Origin of the sequence: Pseudomonas sp. 22085 (assembly GCF_052045815.1) — a bacterium.
In the GTDB taxonomy this organism is placed as follows: domain Bacteria; phylum Pseudomonadota; class Gammaproteobacteria; order Pseudomonadales; family Pseudomonadaceae; genus Aquipseudomonas; species Aquipseudomonas glycinae.
The window spans coordinates 331,401-347,246 of sequence record NZ_JBQEQA010000002.1 but is presented as its reverse complement, the minus strand read 5'-3'; the positions used below and the strand labels follow the sequence as shown (position 1 = coordinate 347,246).

The following is a 15,846-nucleotide window of genomic DNA, read 5'->3' as shown; positions in this document are numbered from 1 at the left end:
TCGAGCCATGGCGATCAAACAACTGATTAAACGCACCAGCGGCTGGCTCTATCTCAACTCGTCCATAGGACGCAACCAGTTGCACGGCGCAGGTGTGATCCTGATGTTGCACCGGGTGCTTTCCAACGACCGCGCCGCCGACCTGCCGCACCGCAACGAACTGTGCGTCGGGCCCAAGGCCTTCGAACACTTGCTGGTGTGGCTGCGCAAGCATTTCGATTGCGTGCCGCTGATGGAGATCCTGCAACCCAATGCCTTGCGCACCGAGCGTCCGCAGGTGGCGCTGACCTTTGACGACGGCTGGCGCGACAACGCCGCCAACGCCTTCCCGCTGCTGCAGAAACATCAGGTGCCGGCGAGCATTTTTCTGTCCACCGATTTCATCGGCAGCCGGCAGCGTTTCTGGTGGGAGAGCATCGGCGAAACCCTGTGGGGCAGTCATGGTGAAAAAGCCCGCACGCACCTGATCGAATGCCTGCGTGCCGCCGGCCAGCCGTTGCCAGTGCTGCTGGATGACATCGATGTGGATCGCCGCAGTCTGACCCTGTTGCATTATCTGCAAAGCCTCAAGGCGCTCGATCCGAAGATACTCGAACGCCTGACCGACGAGTGCCCGCAAGAGTCGCAGCCCCAGGCGCTGGACTGGCATCAGGTGCGGGCGATGGAGTCTTCCGGTCTAGTGCGTTTCGGCCCCCACGGCGCCAGTCACGCGATCCTCACCGGCCTGGACGACGTGCGCCTGAGCGAAGAAATCAGCCGCAGCCGCGATGCCATGCTCAACGGCTGCAACCGGCCGCTGCTGGTGTATTGCTACCCCAACGGCGACAACGACGAGCGGGTGCGCGAACAGATCGCCAATCACGATTTCCCGTTTGCGCTGGGCACCGGCAGTGGCATCTATCGCGGTACCGGCGATCCGCTGAACCTGCCGCGCTTCGGTGTCAGCCAGCGCACAGCGCGCAATCCGCAACTGCTGTCGTGGCGGATCTATCGCGGGGCGCGGCCATGAGTCGAGGCAGTTACCTCAAGCATCTGGCGCTGAGCATGGGCACCAAACTGGCGATGATCGCCCTGCGCCTGCTGAGGAATGTGCTGCTGGCGCGGATTCTCGGCCCCAGCGAACGGGGCCTGTTCGCCCTGCTCAGCACCCTGCCCGATCTGATCAGCGCCGCCACCAGCGGCGGATTGAATTCCGCCGTGGGTTATCAGGCGGCCAAGCAGCGCCCGATGGGCTTGTTGCTCGCGCAAGTGCTGGTGTTTGGCTGTTTGCTGGCGGGTCTGCTGACCTTGCTGGTGGTGGCGCTGGTGCGCGAGTTCGGCAGTGAATTGGATGTGACGATGCAACTCGGTCTGCTGGCGTGGCTGTTGCTGCTGGCGGTGCCGTTGACCGTGCTCAAAAGTGGCCTGCTGACCTTGCACAATGCGTCCGGCGGCGTGGTCGCGTTCAATGCCTTGCGGCTGGTGGAATCTTTGGCGCCGCTGTTGCTGTTTCTCGCGCTGTTCTGGATGTGGAAAGAAGCGGCCCTCGAAGCCGCGCTGATCAGTTGGCTGGCCGGCATCAGTCTGGTGGTGCTGGTCGGCTGGCTGTGGCTCAAACGCGCGCAGCCGTTGCAGCTGCAATGGGATCGCGCCAGCCAGAACGAACTGCTGCGCTTCAGTGCGCGCAGCCATCCGGATCTGCTGTTCCAGCAAGTGATCCTGCGTTCCGATTACCTGTTCATTGGCGCCCTGCTCGGCAGCACCGCCCTCGGGCATTACGCGATGGCCAGCGCCGCCGCCGAATTGCTGCTGATCGTTCCGGAAGCGGTGACCACGCCGCTGATGAAACGCCTGCTGCAACAGGACGAAGGCATGGACAAGGTCACGCCGCTGGCTCTGCGCCTGACCGCCACGGTGATGCTCGGCGCCTGCCTGACCATGGCCGTGATCGGCGAATGGCTGATCGTTACCCTGTTCGGCGTCGCCTACCAGCCGGCGTATCCGGCGCTGCTGGCCTTGCTGCCGGGGCTGCTGGGTCTGTGTTACGCCAGCATCCTGCGCCTGGACCTGATCGGCAAGAACCGCCCCGGCACGGTGTCGCTGCTGATGGGGCTCGGTGCGCTGCTCAATCTTGCGCTGAACCTGCTGCTGATTCCGGCCTACGGCATCGTCGGTGCAGCGGCAGCGTCGTCGATTGCCTATCTGGCGGTGACCGTGGCGATGCTGGTGTTGTACTGCCGGTTGAGCGGCGTGGCGTTCTGGCAAACCCTGATCATTCTGCCCAGCGACCTCACGCCGATGTGGCTGATGTTGCAGCGTCGGAAGGCAGCATGAAAGGCCTAGCCCTGCTGCTCGGTCTCGGCCTGTCGCTGGACGCCTTCGCGGCGTCGATGCGCTGGGGCGACATTCGCGACGGCAGCCTGTATCTGCAAGCGGATCGCCCCGACACGGTGACCGTGCGCTGGGCGCCGGCGTGGCAGGCGGAGGCCAACGAAGAGCACATTTACCTGCTCGACGGCCGCGGCCAATTGCAGGGCGAGCGCTTCATCAAGGCCAGTGAAACCCGTGGCAGTCAGAGCTGGCCGTTGGCGCCGGGCGCCGCGAGTTATCAGCTGGAAATCCCCGGCTACAGCTTCCGCAGTTATCGGGTCGAGCACGACGAAACCACCGTGGCGCTGTTTGCTCCGGCCAAGGTGCATTTCAGTGCAGAAACCCGTAATGGCGATGAACTGTATTTCAAGGTCGCCGCCGGTGAGCACGCGATATTGGCGGGCAAGTTCCACGGCGGGGTCAGCGCCCTGCAAGCGCAGCGGGTCGGTGATGGGCAGCCCCTGACACTGGCGCTGAAACCCTATCGCGCCTATTGGCAGTTCGATCAGCTGGCGCTGCCGGTCAGCGAACGCGAGCAGATCTGGCGCCTGCGTCTGCAAGGCAGCGGCAAAGCGGCGTTCTGGCTCGACGGCACGGCCAATCTGTTTGCACAGACCCCGCAACAGCTCAAACCGCTGCGTGAAGACGACGGCCAGACGCGCCTGACCCTGCACGACAAAGTCCTCGGCCGCACCCCGGATCTGGGCATCGCCCTGCCCTACGTGATGCCGCCGCCCGCCAGTCATCCGGTGCTCGATGCGCTGAAACCGACGGCCGCCAGTTACTACAGTTTTGTCGACGTGACGGCGAGACAACCGCACTTCGAAGATGCGTTTCGCCAGGTCTATCAGGATCGCTTCGGCATTCGCCAGGACATCACCTTGCTTGCCGGCAGTCAGCGTCAGGCCGATCTGCGCGCCGACGTGCAAAGCAACAACGGCCTCGACGCCTGGCTCGCCAGCACCCGTGCGCTGGGCGGCAAAGGCACGCACTACATCGGGTTCGCCGACGAGCCCAACCTGAATTATTCGAGTTACGAGCAATACCGTTCGATCTTCACCAGCATGGCCCGGCAAGTGCGCAGCGATCCGGCCAATGCCAAGGCCGGCGTGCGTATCGCGATGCCGGCCAGTTCACGGCTGGTCAACGGCCCGTTCGCCGATAACGCCGCGAACAAGCGCGGCATCGACTGGGCCCGGCGCCTGCTCGGTGAGTCCGCCGATCAGGTCGATGCGCTGGCCTGGCACGAATGGATGATTCGCGACCTGCTCGCCACCCGCGTGTACCGCGACAGCGTGCGCCGGGCGGCGGATCTGGTCGGCCTCAATGCCAAGGGTCAGCCGCGCAAAGCCTTGCTGCTGGATCAGACCAACCTCTCAAGCGGATCAAGCCTGAGCCCCTACGATCAGGAAACCCATTTCACTTCGCTGTGGTGGGCCTCGGTGGTGATCAACGCCTCCCAGGACGGCTTGCTGAGCATGCTCAACTGGTTTCAGGCCGCCGATGAGCCGCAATACCCCAAAGGCATGTTGCGGGTGCTGGGTGATGACCGCTTCGAGTTGAAACCGGTGGGTCTGGCTCAGCAGTTCATCCAGCAGCACTGGCTGCACAACGTGCTGTGGCTGGAGAACGACGCGTTCGAAGTCGATGTGCTGGCGATGGCCGGCGACGATCAGCGCGGGCTGCTCGGCGTGAACAAGGGCACGCGCTTGCAGCATGTCGATCTGGCGGGCGCCAAATGCCCGCTAAGCGGCGGCGCACTGCGCTATTTCGGCGCCGACAACCGCAGCCGCGACGCGCCGTTTCGCTGTCAGGACGGCCGCGTGCGCTTCGAACTGCCGGGACAGACCCTGTTTGCCCTGCGCTGGAGCGCCTCATGACCGCCCCGTTGATGTCCGGCCGCGCTGGCCTGTGCCGCGCGATGACTCGTCATCAGGAGCCACGACCATGAATGTTTTGCAAAAAATCCGCGATCACATCAAACACAAAGGCCTGCGGGCCACCTTGGCCAAGGTGTGGAAACACTACGTCTTTTCTCATCAGGAACTGCTGTGGATGGAGCGCGACCTTGTCAGTCCGGTGCCACCCCACAGCCTCAAGCCCTACCCGCCACTGCGGGTGGTGAAGATCACCCCGGACAACGTCAGCGCCTTCGCCCGCCACTTCGGCGACCGCGTCGGCACCATGGCGGAGCTTGCCCGGGAACATCACACCGGGCACATGCACCTGGACGATCAGGGCCATGCGGTGGCCTTCATCTGGGGCACCGCTCAAGACTATTTCGACCGGCACTACTACGGCTGCCTGTTCCCGGTGAAACCCGGTGAGTTCTTCGAATTCGGCGGCGAACTGACCCGTGCCTACTGGGGCACCGAACTGTCGGTGGATCTGCAACTGGAACTGTGGAAAGCCATGGCCGCCCAGGGCTGCGACAAGGTCGTGGACGTCTGCGAATTCCACAACATCCCGGCGCTCAAGCTGCATCTGCGCATGGGCTATACCGAACAGGGTCGGATCATGAACATCTACAAACTGTTCGGTCGCTGGCGCTTCTACCGCGAAACCCGCTACAGCGGCTCGCGCCTGGAGGCGTTGCGCAAACCTTCCCGTCCACCTGTCACAGCAACGGCGACCTGAGCCTATGGCGCGATTCGAATGGCGCACCTCGTTGTGCGCACCCGACTTCCCGGCGGCGGCCTATGAAGCGCTGCGCCTGCGGGTGACGGATCACACGCCGTTCAACAGCCTCGACTGGCTGGGTGCGGCAGAGCAGACGCTCGACACGCATGAGCAGCTGCACGTATTGCTGGGTTGGGAAGCGGACGAATTGCGCCTGTGCCTGCCGCTGGTGAAAAGCCGTGAACGGTTTTTCGGTGTGCCGTTTCGGGTGGTGCATCACCTGGGTTATCCGCTGGCTGATCGCCTGGCGTTGTTATCACAGCTGAATGCCGACGACATGCGCCAAGCCCTGCGGCTGATTCGCCAGCGAGTGCCCCACGCCCTGCTGCAACTCAATGAAATCACCGAGCCGGTCGGTGCCGAAAGCATGCTCACCGAATGGATGGCCCACAGCTCCACCGGCGAACGTCGCTTGAGCTGCCGGGTGCCGGTGCACCTGATCAGCGACGCCGACCGCCAGGAAGTCTCGGGCGACCCGCGCTACAAACTGCGCCGGGCGCGCAAGCGTATTGCCGCGTGCGGCGCCGAAGTCCGGCGGATCACGCCCGACGCGACCAGCATGGGCCCGTTGCTGCAGGTCATCAGCGAAGTCGAAGCGGTGAGTTGGAAAGGTGACGAAGGCGTCGGGATCTTTGCCAGCGAGCGCAGCCGCCGTTGCATGGAAAACGCTTTCACCGCCCTCGCCGCTTCGGATCGGGTGCGCGTGGTGATGCTGGAACTCAACGGACGTTGCATCAGCTATCGGCTCGGCCTGTTCGAGCAGGGCCGGCTCTACGATTACAACCTCGCCTTCCCGCCGCAATACGCCGATCTGGGCAGCGGCCGGGTGCTGCTGGAGGAATGGATTCGCTGGGGGCTGGACGACAACTGGCGCTGGATCGATGCCTCGCGGGTCAGCCTGGAAAACTCCAGCCATCAACTGCACGAACGCATGACCGGGCAACTGGAACACTGGCGCTGGAGCTTCTACTCGTGGCGCCCGAGCGGGCTGCTGCTGGGACTGGGGCTGCGCGTCTGGCACCGGCTCAAGCCTGGGTTGCAACAATGGCGGGCGAAGCGTGCGGCGGCCAGAGCGGCGGTCATTGTGACACCTGTGATCAACCCCACCAAGGAGGGCGAACATGCCTCGCCAAGTCATAGTCAACGCTGACGATTTCGGCCTCAGTCCGAACGAAAACGCGGTGATCCTCGGCGCGTTCCAGGCCGGGGTCATCAGTTCCGCCACGGCCATGGCCAACATGCCGGCGTTCGAAGCAGCCTGCGCCATGGCCCGGCTGCCGTTGCTGGAAGGCCGGATCGGCCTGCACTTCAACCTGACCTACGGTCGGCCCTTGAGCCGGGCCATTCTCCAGCGTCGCACCTTCTGCGACAGCCACGGCGTGTTCGACCTCAACCTGCCTCGCCAGAGCCTGTGGCTGGGCCGGGAAGACCGCGAGGCGGTGCAGGAAGAATTGCAGGCGCAGTGGCAGCGCTGCGTCGATCATGGCGTGCGTCCCAGCCACCTCGATTCGCATCAGCACGTGCACAACATCTGGCCGATCGGCGAGATCGTCGCGCGTTTCGCCGCCCATCAAGGTGTACCGGTGCGCCTGGCGCGCAACCTGGGGCAAAACCTCAGCCTGCCCAAACGTGTGTTCAAGGGCTTGCTCAACCGTCGTTTGCAGGGACTGGCCGGGGTCACTGCCGATTACGTCTGCACCCCGGTGGACCTGCGCAACGCCCCCGCGCCGACCGACGGCGTGCTGGAAATCGTCGCCCATCCGAACCAGCTCGGGGCGGACTTCGGTGATGCGTATCTTGAACCAGGGGAGTCTCTGAGTGCGGTGTTGAATGGCCGATTACAAGGAGTGCCGAGGATCGGTTATCGAGCCGTGAGTCCGGCTGGAATGCACACAGAGTAATCGATCACAGGAAAATAGACTTTGCAGTATAGATAGTGGCACCCTAGCATCATTCTTCAGCAACTGGCTCAAATGCCGGTTCTGCTCAAATTCGCCAGGGAAAGTTTTCATGGAAGAAGCCTGCAAATGGGGAGCCGATTTTTTCCCCTTGGTCAAGGATGCACCGAAGTTTTTTGGCTTTTCTGATTTTCTCGCAGCATCGGCGCTATTGGTGCTTGCCTGGACAATCAGCGGTGCGCGGTACCAATTCAGATTGGAGACGGCACCCTTCTCCATTTTCAAGCTGTCCTATTACTCCGTCGGCTTTGTGGGTCTGTTGACGCTCCTGACCGACTTCTGGCGCGCCCAACAGCTGTGTGTACCCAAGGGTTGGCTTCTTACGCCAGAATCCTGGCAACTTGTGCTGGCAAGCCTGTACTTTCTGACTTTTCTGGTTTGGTTGCTCTTTTCTTTCATCAGACCGTTGAAGTTTTGCCGTTTAAATGATGATCGTTATCTGGAACAGTTCAAGAAAATCATCATCCGGGGCAACACATCGGAAATGGCGATTCTCGCAGAGGAATTGCTTACTTCTGTCGACAACATAATGCACTACGCATTAATCGAACTGCCACCCAGCGACCCCAACCATGACAAGCCCTACCGGGTCACCGTCAATGCAAGTAAGTTACTGTTTTTGATTTCTGATCCGCGCTTTTGCAAAGCGCTGGTTGCAAATGCGCCTGATACTTGCATTGCCTTTTTCAATGCAGTGAACAAACTGCAAGCATTTCCGGCACGCATGAATATCCTCGCAAAAAACATCGTCAACGAAGCGCTGCAAAATAAAGATTCTCAGCTATATCACGAGCAAAGCGGATACGAATCAGGATCCCACGGTGTTGAAAAGCCATTCAGCAATGCGATCTTTTCCAAACATGAAATGGTTGAGTCGTTCGGGATTCTGTTCAAACTGGATCAACATAAACTGGAGCAGTGGGACGCAAGGCAGTGGGAAGTTCTGATCAGCGTCACGATGCAAACGCTCGAGGATTACGTAAAACGGGCGTTTGGCAATCAATTCAATTCATTTGATGACATGTCGGACAATATAGCGGTGGCTACGGCCGATCTGCACTTGATCAATGAACAGGCAGATCCGCGAGTGACTGCAGAACCGTTGAGAAAAGCCCGGATCGCCACACAGTTCATCGATGACGTTCTGCATCTCTTTGATGAACATCCGCTCGCAAAGAATGCCGCTACATATATTCAATCAGCGGGGCGCCCACCCGCCAATTCATACATTTTTGCGGGATTGACCACCTACTACGATCTGCTGGCGGAGATGATTTACACCGTTATCATCCATGCCGCGAAAGTTCAGTCTCCAGTTGCCTTGTGCGACCAACTGCACAAAAAAATCATCTGGCGCCGCTTTTTCGATAGCGAATCCGACTTCCCTGCCTCCTCCGTGATCAAGCAATGGGTCTGCGCCAAGATAATCGATGAAATCAACCTCCATCTGCATCGCACAACTTACGAACGTGCCTACTTGCTGGGCTTTTGCTGGAGCGTAATGGGCATCGCCAGAGATCAACGTGCGATGGGCAACTGTCAGACACTCAAAAATGCCGTGCTGGCCTGGACGCAAAAGCACTACCTCGAGCTTCACTGCAAGTCCCCAAAAATGGCAGCAGCCAGCCTGTTTGAAGGCGTCATCTTCGATCAAGCACGATCTCGACTGATCAAGCCCTATACTTTGGGTGGCCTTTGGCATGAATCCGAGCGAGCGGAACTTAAATTATGGCTCCCGGGCATGCGCTTGCAATTCATCTCAAGCGGCCGGCAACCGTACCAGTATTGGTCGCTGAGAACAGTGGCAGACTTGATCCAAGCCTGTGAATAAAGCGTAATTTTGACGCCTGAAAACCGTGTCAAATCATTTACACAAGTTGCAACAAATTCGATACAGAAGATTGCCATGTACTGACCATCGCTCATCTATACCCAAGTGGAGCGTCACCCACCAGACCCTGGCTCCGGCCACGGAGGGCATCATGACCGTCATTGAAAAGCTGCGTGAACGTATCAAGCAAAAAGGCCTGGGCCGCACCTTCGGCACGTTGTGGAAACGCTACGTGTTCTTCCATTGGGAACTGTTGTGGATGGAGCGCGACCTGGTCAGCCCGGTACCGCCGCACAAGCTGCGCCCCTACGACGGCCTGCGCAAGGTCGACATCACCGCCGAGAATGCCGGCGCGTTCGCCAAACACTTCGGTGACCGCGTGCAGACCATGGCCGAACTGGCCAACGAGGGCCACACCGGGCACATGTACCTGGACGCCGACGGCCATGCGGTCGGATTTATCTGGGGCAGCACTCGTGACTACCACGACCGCCACTATTACGGCTGCACCTTCCCGGTCAAACCCGGCGAGTTCTTCGAGTTCGGCGGCGAAATGACCCGCGCCTACTTCGGCAGCAGCCTGTCGGTGGACGTCCAGGTCGCCCTCTGGGAAGCCATGGCCGCCCAGGGTTGCAACAAGGTGGTCGACGTCTGCGAAACCCACAACATCCCGGCGCTGAAACTGCACATCCGCATGGGCTACCACGAACAGGGTCGCGTCACCCACGTCTATTGCCTGTTCGGCAAATGGCGCTTCTTCCGCGAAACCCGCTACGAAGGCTCACGCCTGGACCCGCTGCGCAAACCGGGACGGCCGGTGGTGACGGCGGCTGCGCAGGCTTGAAGGTCCAAAGCAGCACTGTGGGAGCTATCGGAGACGCTAGCTCCTACATAATCTGAGACTACTTGCCTACACCTGCAGACGACACATCCAAGGCCGATAACAGAACCGGCTGACTGCTCGACCGTATCCAAATGGATACAGTCGAGCCATGAACTATTTCGTGCAACAGACATCCGTGTTCGTGACCTGGCATGCCTCTATTCGAGATCTCCGTGCCAAGGTAGCTATTGCCCGTCGCATAGATCGTGCATCAGCAGGTAATCTAGGCGACATTAAACCCGTAGGTGATGGTGTGTCGGAAATGCGCGTTGATGTCGGCGCCGGGTATCGGGTCTACTTCACGATGCGTAACGGTGTAGTTATCGTTTTGCTGGCCGGCGGCGACAAATCCTCACAAAGCGCGGACATCAGACGTGCAAAAAAAATGGCAAAGGAGGTTTAACCATGAGCCAGACTTTGACAGCTTTTGATATGGCAGCACTGCTGGACAGTGATGAAGCCATCAGTGAATACCTATCCCAAGTGTTGGCCGACGGTGACAACGAAGAGTTTCTTCGTGCAATCGGTTATGTCGTCAAGGCGCGTGGCATGACGCAGATCGCGAAGGATTCGGGCATGGGGCGCGAAAGTCTGTACAAGGCCTTCGCACCGGGAGCCAAGCCTCGCTTCGACACGGTACTTAAAGTCATTCATGCCCTTGGCATCGATCTGTGTGCGCAACCGGGACATGTGCTGAATCACTCCACGTCCTGAAGGCTGCGCTACTCAGCGATTCACCCCCACCCACGTAAAACACATCGGCATCTGCGCCTCGCGGTTCTGGTACTGGTCATACACTTCTTCCCGGTTCGAGTGCGGGTATTCCTTGAAGTGCGTGATGGTCAGGCCGGCCTCGAGGGCGGCGGTGAAGATCGCGCCGAGGGTGTGCGCGAACCAGTAAGACTTCGCCGCCGGCTGTTCGACCTTGCCGACGTAGACGATCGGCTCCTCCTGCACGAACGGTTCTTCGCGGAAATACGAGCTGGCGAGGCGAAACGGGTCTTCGGCCTCGGGGTCGACCATTTCCAGGAACGGGTGGGTCTCGTAGATCACCAGTTGTCCGCCCGGTTTGAGGGTCGAGGCGACGTGGCGAAAGAACTCGCCGATGTCAGGCATCCAGCCAAAGACGCCGATGGTGATCAGCGCAACGTCGAAACGGGCGCGCAGCGATTCGGGCAAATGATGAATATCGGCTTCGATGAACTCGGCGTTATGCGGCGAACGCTTGTTCAGTTCGCGGGCCTGTTCGAGAAACGCGCTCGACTGATCGATGCCGACCACGCTCCGTGCGCCGAGGGCAAACAGCGACAGGCTTTCGCGACCGTTGTTGCAACACAGCTGCACAACGTCTTTGCCATCGACACCGACCTGCTCGAGCAAGCCGCGAAGGGTGTCGTCGAGGCAGGAAAAATCGGCCTGCGTGACTTCGGTCAGCAAGGCCTGCCAGTCGGGGGAGTCCTGGTGATGACGGGCGGAATCGTTCCACGCCTGACGATTGCTCTCGACGGCGTTTTTATTGTTCGGCACTTCCATGGCGCACTCCGGGCGATGCTCACCATTGAGCGGCCCGAGTCTAGTTCAGCCTCGCGTTACAGGTTGTTGCGAACTTGTAAGCCGACAAGTTTGCACCAGCGCCTGCACCAACGCCTGCAACGCGGGCAGCTATAGTTAACAGCCTTGGGGAAATCCGCTTCCACAGGTGCTGCCATGGGAATGTTCAATCGACTGCTGTTGTCCGCCTGTCTGCTCGCCGCCGCCCAGGCGCAGGCGCTGGACAGCAATTTCAACTACTACGGGGCGGACCAGCCCTTTGCCCACCCTGCTCCACCGTCGCTGTCCGCCCAGCCGCCTCGGCCGTTCGATGACACGCCGCCGCAGGATTTCATCGTCATCCCGGATCGCCGTGTATTCCATGACTCGCAACTGCCGACCGTGGCCGATGCGACGGTGCGGGTGTTTATCCGCACCTACGATGCCGAGCGCGGCATTTACGTCAACGACGAGGTGCTGGACCCGACGTGCGTGCTGGAATGCCTCGGCTCGCCGAATCCACGCAGCACCGCCGTTTACCACTGACGCTTGTCCGGCCGCGCCAGGCCGAGCTTTTCGATACGGTAGCGCAGCATGTCGCGGCTCAGGCCCAGCAGGCGCGCCGATTTGGTGACGTTCCAGTCGGTCTTGTCGAGCATCTTGCGCACCATGTCGCGCTCGACCTCCGGCAGGTTCATCGACTCGGTGTTGCTCGCCGGGCGCGGTTCGAAGTGCGGGTGCTGTACCTCGTGCTGATGCTGCGGTGGCAGCTCATCGCACAGGCTCATGCACACGTTCAGTTGATGAGCGGCAATGGTGTCGTTCGGCGCCAGCAGCACGGTCTGTTCAAGCATGTTGCGTAGCTCGCGCACGTTGCCCGGCCAGGTGTAACTGAGCAGCAGTTCTTCGGCCTGATCGCTGAAATGCAGGTTCGGTTTGCCATATCGCTTGCCGTGACTGGCGAGGAAGTGCCGGGCCAGCAGCAGGATGTCTTCGCCACGGGCGTACAGACGCGGCACCTTGATCGAGATGATCCGCAGCCGGAAAAACAGATCGCGGCGGAACTTGCCCTGCTGGACCATCTGTTCAAGGTTGCAATTGGTGGCGCTGATCACCCGCAGGTTGACCTTGCGCTCCTTCACCGAACCGACCCGCCGAATGGTGCGATCCTCCAGCAGTTTCAGCAGTTTGGCCTGGAGCACCAGATCCATTTCACCGATTTCATCGAGAAACAGCGTGCCGCCATCAGCGGCTTCCACCAGCCCGACCCGGCGGTCCTTGGCATCGGTGAACGCGCCTTTCTCGTGACCGAACAGCTCCGACTCCACCAGGTTGGCCGGAATCGACGCGCAGTTGAATTCAATGAACGGGCCTTTGCTGCGCGCGCCGTCGAAATGCAGCGCACGGGCGACCAGTTCCTTGCCGGTACCGGTTTCGCCCTCCACCAGCACCGGCGGCAGATCACCGTTGGTCATGCGCCGCTCGGCTTCGAGCAACTGACCGATGGTGTTCTTCAAATGCAGCATCGGCGCCGATTCGCCGATCAGCGCCTGTACTCCGGATTTCTGCGCCTCACGCTCCTGATAGAACGACAGCGTGCGCTCCATCCGTTCGGTGGCCAGGGCCTTGTCCAGCAGCAGTTTGAGTTCCGGCAGCGCGACCGGTTTGGTGACGTAATGAAAGGCGCCCTCCTTCATTGCGACCACCGCGTCTTCGACGTTGCCGTAGCCGGTCATCATGATCACTTTCAGGTCCGGCGCGCTGATGCGCAGCTTCTGGATCAGATCGTGACCGCTCATGCCCGGCAGCGAGTTGTCGGTCAGGACGATGTCCGGCATGAAGCTTTCCAGTTGCCCCAGCGCGTCCTCGGCCGAGTGGCAGACCGTCACCTCGAAGTCCTTGCGCTCCAGGTAGGTCTGAATATTCTCGGCCAGCAGTTCGTCATCCTCGACCAGCAGAATGCTGTGTTCCATATTCCCCTCCCGATGCCACTCTAAAGTTGAGACTGACGCGGGTTCCTTCCTGCTCGCGGCTGGTCAGCATGACCGAACCCTGAAACCGCTCCATGATTCGCTTGACCAGCGCGAGGCCGACCCCGAGGCCGCCCTGCTTGGTGGTGAAAAACGGTTTGAACACCAGTTGTTGCTGCTGCGCGCTCATGCCTTTGCCAGTGTCGCTCAGGGTCATGCGCACCTGACCGGTCTGCGCCGTTTCAATCTCGACACTGAGTACGCCGCCTCTGGGCATCGCTTCCAGGGCATTGGCAAACAGGCTATTGAGAATTTGCGTGAGCAGCACCTGTTGACTGACCACCGGCGGGCAATCTTGTGGTGCGAATCGCACTTCGACGCCGTTGCGCCGGATCAACGCATCAAACGCCCCCAGGGTGTCCTCGACCGCCGCCAGCAGGTCCACCGCCTCGCCGTCGTCACTCATCGGGCGCAACGACACCAGCAGTTCGCGAACCCAGCGCGACATGCGGTCGACCTGGCTGATGATGTCGCCGATGTTGCGTTGCGCGCCGGGGCTGGCGATTTCCTGGGCCAGCTCGGCGCTGGAACGAATGGTCGCCAGCGGATTGCGCAGGCTGTGGGCCACCGCCGAAGACATCTCGCCCAGAGCGACAAAGGTTTCATTGCTGATCAGTTGCTGCTGCTGGCTCTGCAGCAGCGTCGAGGCGCGCCGCACGATCCAGAACAAGCCGAGGTAAATCGCTGCGCCGCCGAGGATCGTCGCAGCCCAGATCGAGGCGAACCCTCGGTCGATACGGTCGACCAGATCCGCCGGTTCCTTGTAGATCTCGACCATGGCGACCACTTTGCTTTTGTCGGCGTTGAACATCGGAATGTAGTTCTCGATGAACAGGTATTTGGGTTCGCGAGACAGCCGCTGCTCGGGTTTTTCATCGTCGATCTTGTGATAACTGGAAGACACCGGGACTTTCATCTCGAACGACTCATCCAGCTCGTCGTCGTCTTCGAACTTGACGTTGATCAGCTCGGGGTTGGTCGACCAGATAACCGTGCGGTCCAGGGCGTACACCGTGGCCAGCAGAACATCCGGCAAGTGTTCGACGTGATCGAGAAACTCGGCACGGGCCATTGCATGGGACAGCGGATCGACGTCGGGGTAGTTCCCGTCCTGGCGTGAGTCGAGCATCTCGCCCATGGTCCGTTGCGGCGTGATGTTGGCATGGCGCATTTCCGCATCGCCGATGGCCTGCACGAATTGCGCGGTGAGCAGCGCATCGCGCTCCACGCTTTCGGTGACCACGAAGCGCGTGGAGATATACCCCAGCCCCAGCGCCACGGCCGCGATGATGAAAAAACTGGCCAGCGAGAACCAGCGCAGCAGATTGAACTGCCCGCCCCAACTCTTGATGGCTGCCAACGCTATGTTCGGCGCTGCTGTTTTTTGTTCTTCCAGTTGCTGCATGGGATTGCCCTGGCTTTTTTGTGTCGAGCCCGTTACAGCCGCCTTCTCGAATGAGTGTAGGTGGCAATGACCGTGACACACGGTTCAATGATGCTATTTAGCCGCTACTGCATACGACTCACCGCTTCGCTCGCAGAACCCGGTTTTACTGGCGTCAATGTCCCGTCGGCCAAGGGCTGCTCGGACGGATGCTGACGCTCGGTTTCGGCACTCAGAAAGTCGATGATCGACTGCGCCGAGGCCTCGTCCAGGCGCAGATTGGGCATCGGAATACGCTCGTATTGCTCGAACAGTTGCAGTGCGATCGGGTCTTTCTCCGCCAGAACACGATCCGGTTCGCGGATCCAGCGATTGAGCCAGGCCGCGTCGCGCTGACGGGTCACGCCGATCAGGTCCGGGCCGATGTTGCGCATGCCGATGCCTTCGCCATCCTGCGGGCCGAGGCTGTGGCACGAAGCGCAGCGGGTGCGGAACAGTTCTTCGCCATTGCTCGGCGGCCGGATCTGCGGGGCGTCGGCGTAGCTTTCTTCGGTGCTGGCCTGTTTCCAGTTTTGCAGCGTGTTGGCCAGTTGGTCGGCGAGGATCCATGGGTTTTCGAACGGCGAGGCTTTCATCCAGCGCCCGGTGCTCTGGTTGCCGACGATCAGGCTCAGGTTGTGGTCCTTGGTGCGCCCGTTGTCGACGCCTTCGATGAACAGCCCGAGCTTCTTGCGCAGCTCGGTGACGTCTTCGAACTCGCCGGTGAGGAATTTCCAGCCGGGGCCGACCTTGAAGCGTTGCGCATAGGCCTTGAGCACTGCGGGGGTGTCGCTCAACGGGTCGATGGTGATCGAGTAGAAAAAGATGTCTTTCCCGACCCGGTCCCCCAGCAGTTTCTGCACCTGGCGCAGGCGCGCGGTTTCCAGTGGGCAGGAGTCGCTGCACGAAGTGAAGATGAAGTTGATCACCACCACCTTGTCTTTGATCAGGTCATCGAAAAAGCGCACCTGCCGACCGTCCTGGTCGGTCAGCAGGGTGTTGGGGAAATAGTCGCCACCCCACGGGGTGGCGGATTCACTGGCGCCTTCGGGCTGCGCCTGATGGGCGATGAGCACCTGGCTGCCGAGCAGGCAGGTGACCAGCACCAGAATCAGGTGCATGCCCAGGGCGCGGGAGCGCGGCGTTGGCTGGTTCATGTCGGC

General features: G+C 60.6%; 15 protein-coding genes. 11 read left to right on the top strand and 4 right to left on the bottom strand.

Translation table 11 applies throughout. The annotated features are described in order from the left end of the window. The first annotated feature begins 7 nt into the window (after window positions 1-7). The 10 genes from ACTJK7_RS03820 (at window position 8) to ACTJK7_RS03775 (ending at window position 10,414) form a co-directional block, all read left to right on the top strand. On the top strand, window positions 8-1,009 hold the full coding sequence (locus tag ACTJK7_RS03820) for a polysaccharide deacetylase family protein (RefSeq protein WP_108560905.1): 1,002 nt from the start codon (window positions 8-10) through the stop codon (window positions 1,007-1,009). Continuing rightward, window positions 1,006-2,313: a lipopolysaccharide biosynthesis protein gene (locus tag ACTJK7_RS03815; protein ID WP_064378931.1), complete on the top strand. Its 1,308-nt coding sequence runs from the start codon at window positions 1,006-1,008 to the stop codon at window positions 2,311-2,313. Before ACTJK7_RS03820 ends, ACTJK7_RS03815 begins: the two co-directional genes overlap by 4 nt. Next, the gene (locus tag ACTJK7_RS03810; protein WP_108560902.1) at window positions 2,310-4,229 is read left to right on the top strand and encodes a hypothetical protein; all 1,920 of its coding nucleotides are present in this window, start codon (window positions 2,310-2,312) and stop codon (window positions 4,227-4,229) included. The genes ACTJK7_RS03815 and ACTJK7_RS03810 overlap by 4 nt, the downstream gene beginning before the upstream one ends. Before the next feature lie 67 nt (window positions 4,230-4,296). Beyond that, entirely contained in the window at window positions 4,297-4,986 is a 690-nt protein-coding gene (locus ACTJK7_RS03805) for a GNAT family N-acetyltransferase (protein WP_108560899.1), read from the top strand. Between the two features lie 4 nt (window positions 4,987-4,990). After that, window positions 4,991-6,178, top strand: a complete 1,188-nt coding sequence (locus ACTJK7_RS03800) for a GNAT family N-acetyltransferase (protein WP_108560896.1) — start codon at window positions 4,991-4,993, stop codon at window positions 6,176-6,178. Beyond that, window positions 6,150-6,929 (top strand): ChbG/HpnK family deacetylase, encoded by a 780-nt coding sequence (locus tag ACTJK7_RS03795; protein WP_323151237.1) that lies wholly within the window; start codon window positions 6,150-6,152, stop codon window positions 6,927-6,929. The genes ACTJK7_RS03800 and ACTJK7_RS03795 overlap by 29 nt, the downstream gene beginning before the upstream one ends. A 109-nt stretch (window positions 6,930-7,038) precedes the next feature. After that, window positions 7,039-8,817, top strand: a complete 1,779-nt coding sequence (locus ACTJK7_RS03790; protein ID WP_440781004.1) for a hypothetical protein — start codon at window positions 7,039-7,041, stop codon at window positions 8,815-8,817. 151 nt (window positions 8,818-8,968) lie between these two features. Next, window positions 8,969-9,661: an N-acetyltransferase family protein gene (locus ACTJK7_RS03785; protein WP_440781006.1), complete on the top strand. Its 693-nt coding sequence runs from the start codon at window positions 8,969-8,971 to the stop codon at window positions 9,659-9,661. 148 nt (window positions 9,662-9,809) lie between these two features. Continuing rightward, entirely contained in the window at window positions 9,810-10,103 is a 294-nt protein-coding gene (locus ACTJK7_RS03780) for a type II toxin-antitoxin system RelE/ParE family toxin (RefSeq protein WP_108560887.1), read from the top strand. A 2-nt stretch (window positions 10,104-10,105) separates the two neighbouring features. Then, window positions 10,106-10,414 (top strand): addiction module antidote protein, encoded by a 309-nt coding sequence (locus tag ACTJK7_RS03775; RefSeq protein ID WP_085748448.1) that lies wholly within the window; start codon window positions 10,106-10,108, stop codon window positions 10,412-10,414. A gap of 12 nt (window positions 10,415-10,426) precedes the next feature. On the opposite strand, the gene ACTJK7_RS03770 is transcribed toward ACTJK7_RS03775, so the two are convergent. After that, entirely contained in the window at window positions 10,427-11,233 is an 807-nt protein-coding gene (locus ACTJK7_RS03770) for a class I SAM-dependent methyltransferase (RefSeq protein WP_323151233.1), read from the bottom strand. A 174-nt stretch (window positions 11,234-11,407) separates the two neighbouring features. Between ACTJK7_RS03770 and ACTJK7_RS03765 the strand changes: the two genes are divergently transcribed. After that, complete coding sequence (locus tag ACTJK7_RS03765) at window positions 11,408-11,776, top strand: hypothetical protein (protein WP_108560880.1); 369 nt, start codon at window positions 11,408-11,410, stop codon at window positions 11,774-11,776. Here the strand turns inward: ACTJK7_RS03765 and ACTJK7_RS03760 are convergent. From ACTJK7_RS03760 to ACTJK7_RS03750, 3 genes are all read right to left on the bottom strand, one after another. Beyond that, window positions 11,767-13,203, bottom strand: coding sequence for a sigma-54-dependent transcriptional regulator (locus ACTJK7_RS03760; protein WP_064378923.1), 1,437 nt, complete (start codon window positions 13,201-13,203; stop codon window positions 11,767-11,769). The two genes, ACTJK7_RS03765 and ACTJK7_RS03760, sit on opposite strands and share 10 nt — an antisense overlap. Beyond that, the gene (locus tag ACTJK7_RS03755; protein WP_064378922.1) at window positions 13,172-14,665 is read right to left on the bottom strand and encodes a sensor histidine kinase; all 1,494 of its coding nucleotides are present in this window, start codon (window positions 14,663-14,665) and stop codon (window positions 13,172-13,174) included. The genes ACTJK7_RS03760 and ACTJK7_RS03755 overlap by 32 nt, the downstream gene beginning before the upstream one ends. A gap of 104 nt (window positions 14,666-14,769) precedes the next feature. Further along, on the bottom strand, window positions 14,770-15,840 hold the full coding sequence (locus tag ACTJK7_RS03750; RefSeq protein ID WP_234420610.1) for an SCO family protein: 1,071 nt from the start codon (window positions 15,838-15,840) through the stop codon (window positions 14,770-14,772). Between the last annotated feature and the right edge of the window lie 6 nt (window positions 15,841-15,846).

Coding starts and splice junctions, on each gene's coding strand:
- ACTJK7_RS03820 (WP_108560905.1), top strand. CDS start 8: ATGGCGATCAAACAACTGATTAAACGCACCAGCGGCTGGCTCTATCTC.
- ACTJK7_RS03815 (WP_064378931.1), top strand. CDS start 1,006: ATGAGTCGAGGCAGTTACCTCAAGCATCTGGCGCTGAGCATGGGCACC.
- ACTJK7_RS03810 (WP_108560902.1), top strand. CDS start 2,310: ATGAAAGGCCTAGCCCTGCTGCTCGGTCTCGGCCTGTCGCTGGACGCC.
- ACTJK7_RS03805 (WP_108560899.1), top strand. CDS start 4,297: ATGAATGTTTTGCAAAAAATCCGCGATCACATCAAACACAAAGGCCTG.
- ACTJK7_RS03800 (WP_108560896.1), top strand. CDS start 4,991: ATGGCGCGATTCGAATGGCGCACCTCGTTGTGCGCACCCGACTTCCCG.
- ACTJK7_RS03795 (WP_323151237.1), top strand. CDS start 6,150: ATGCCTCGCCAAGTCATAGTCAACGCTGACGATTTCGGCCTCAGTCCG.
- ACTJK7_RS03790 (WP_440781004.1), top strand. CDS start 7,039: ATGGAAGAAGCCTGCAAATGGGGAGCCGATTTTTTCCCCTTGGTCAAG.
- ACTJK7_RS03785 (WP_440781006.1), top strand. CDS start 8,969: ATGACCGTCATTGAAAAGCTGCGTGAACGTATCAAGCAAAAAGGCCTG.
- ACTJK7_RS03780 (WP_108560887.1), top strand. CDS start 9,810: ATGAACTATTTCGTGCAACAGACATCCGTGTTCGTGACCTGGCATGCC.
- ACTJK7_RS03775 (WP_085748448.1), top strand. CDS start 10,106: ATGAGCCAGACTTTGACAGCTTTTGATATGGCAGCACTGCTGGACAGT.
- ACTJK7_RS03770 (WP_323151233.1), bottom strand. CDS start 11,233: ATGGAAGTGCCGAACAATAAAAACGCCGTCGAGAGCAATCGTCAGGCG.
- ACTJK7_RS03765 (WP_108560880.1), top strand. CDS start 11,408: ATGGGAATGTTCAATCGACTGCTGTTGTCCGCCTGTCTGCTCGCCGCC.
- ACTJK7_RS03760 (WP_064378923.1), bottom strand. CDS start 13,203: ATGGAACACAGCATTCTGCTGGTCGAGGATGACGAACTGCTGGCCGAG.
- ACTJK7_RS03755 (WP_064378922.1), bottom strand. CDS start 14,665: ATGCAGCAACTGGAAGAACAAAAAACAGCAGCGCCGAACATAGCGTTG.
- ACTJK7_RS03750 (WP_234420610.1), bottom strand. CDS start 15,840: ATGAACCAGCCAACGCCGCGCTCCCGCGCCCTGGGCATGCACCTGATT.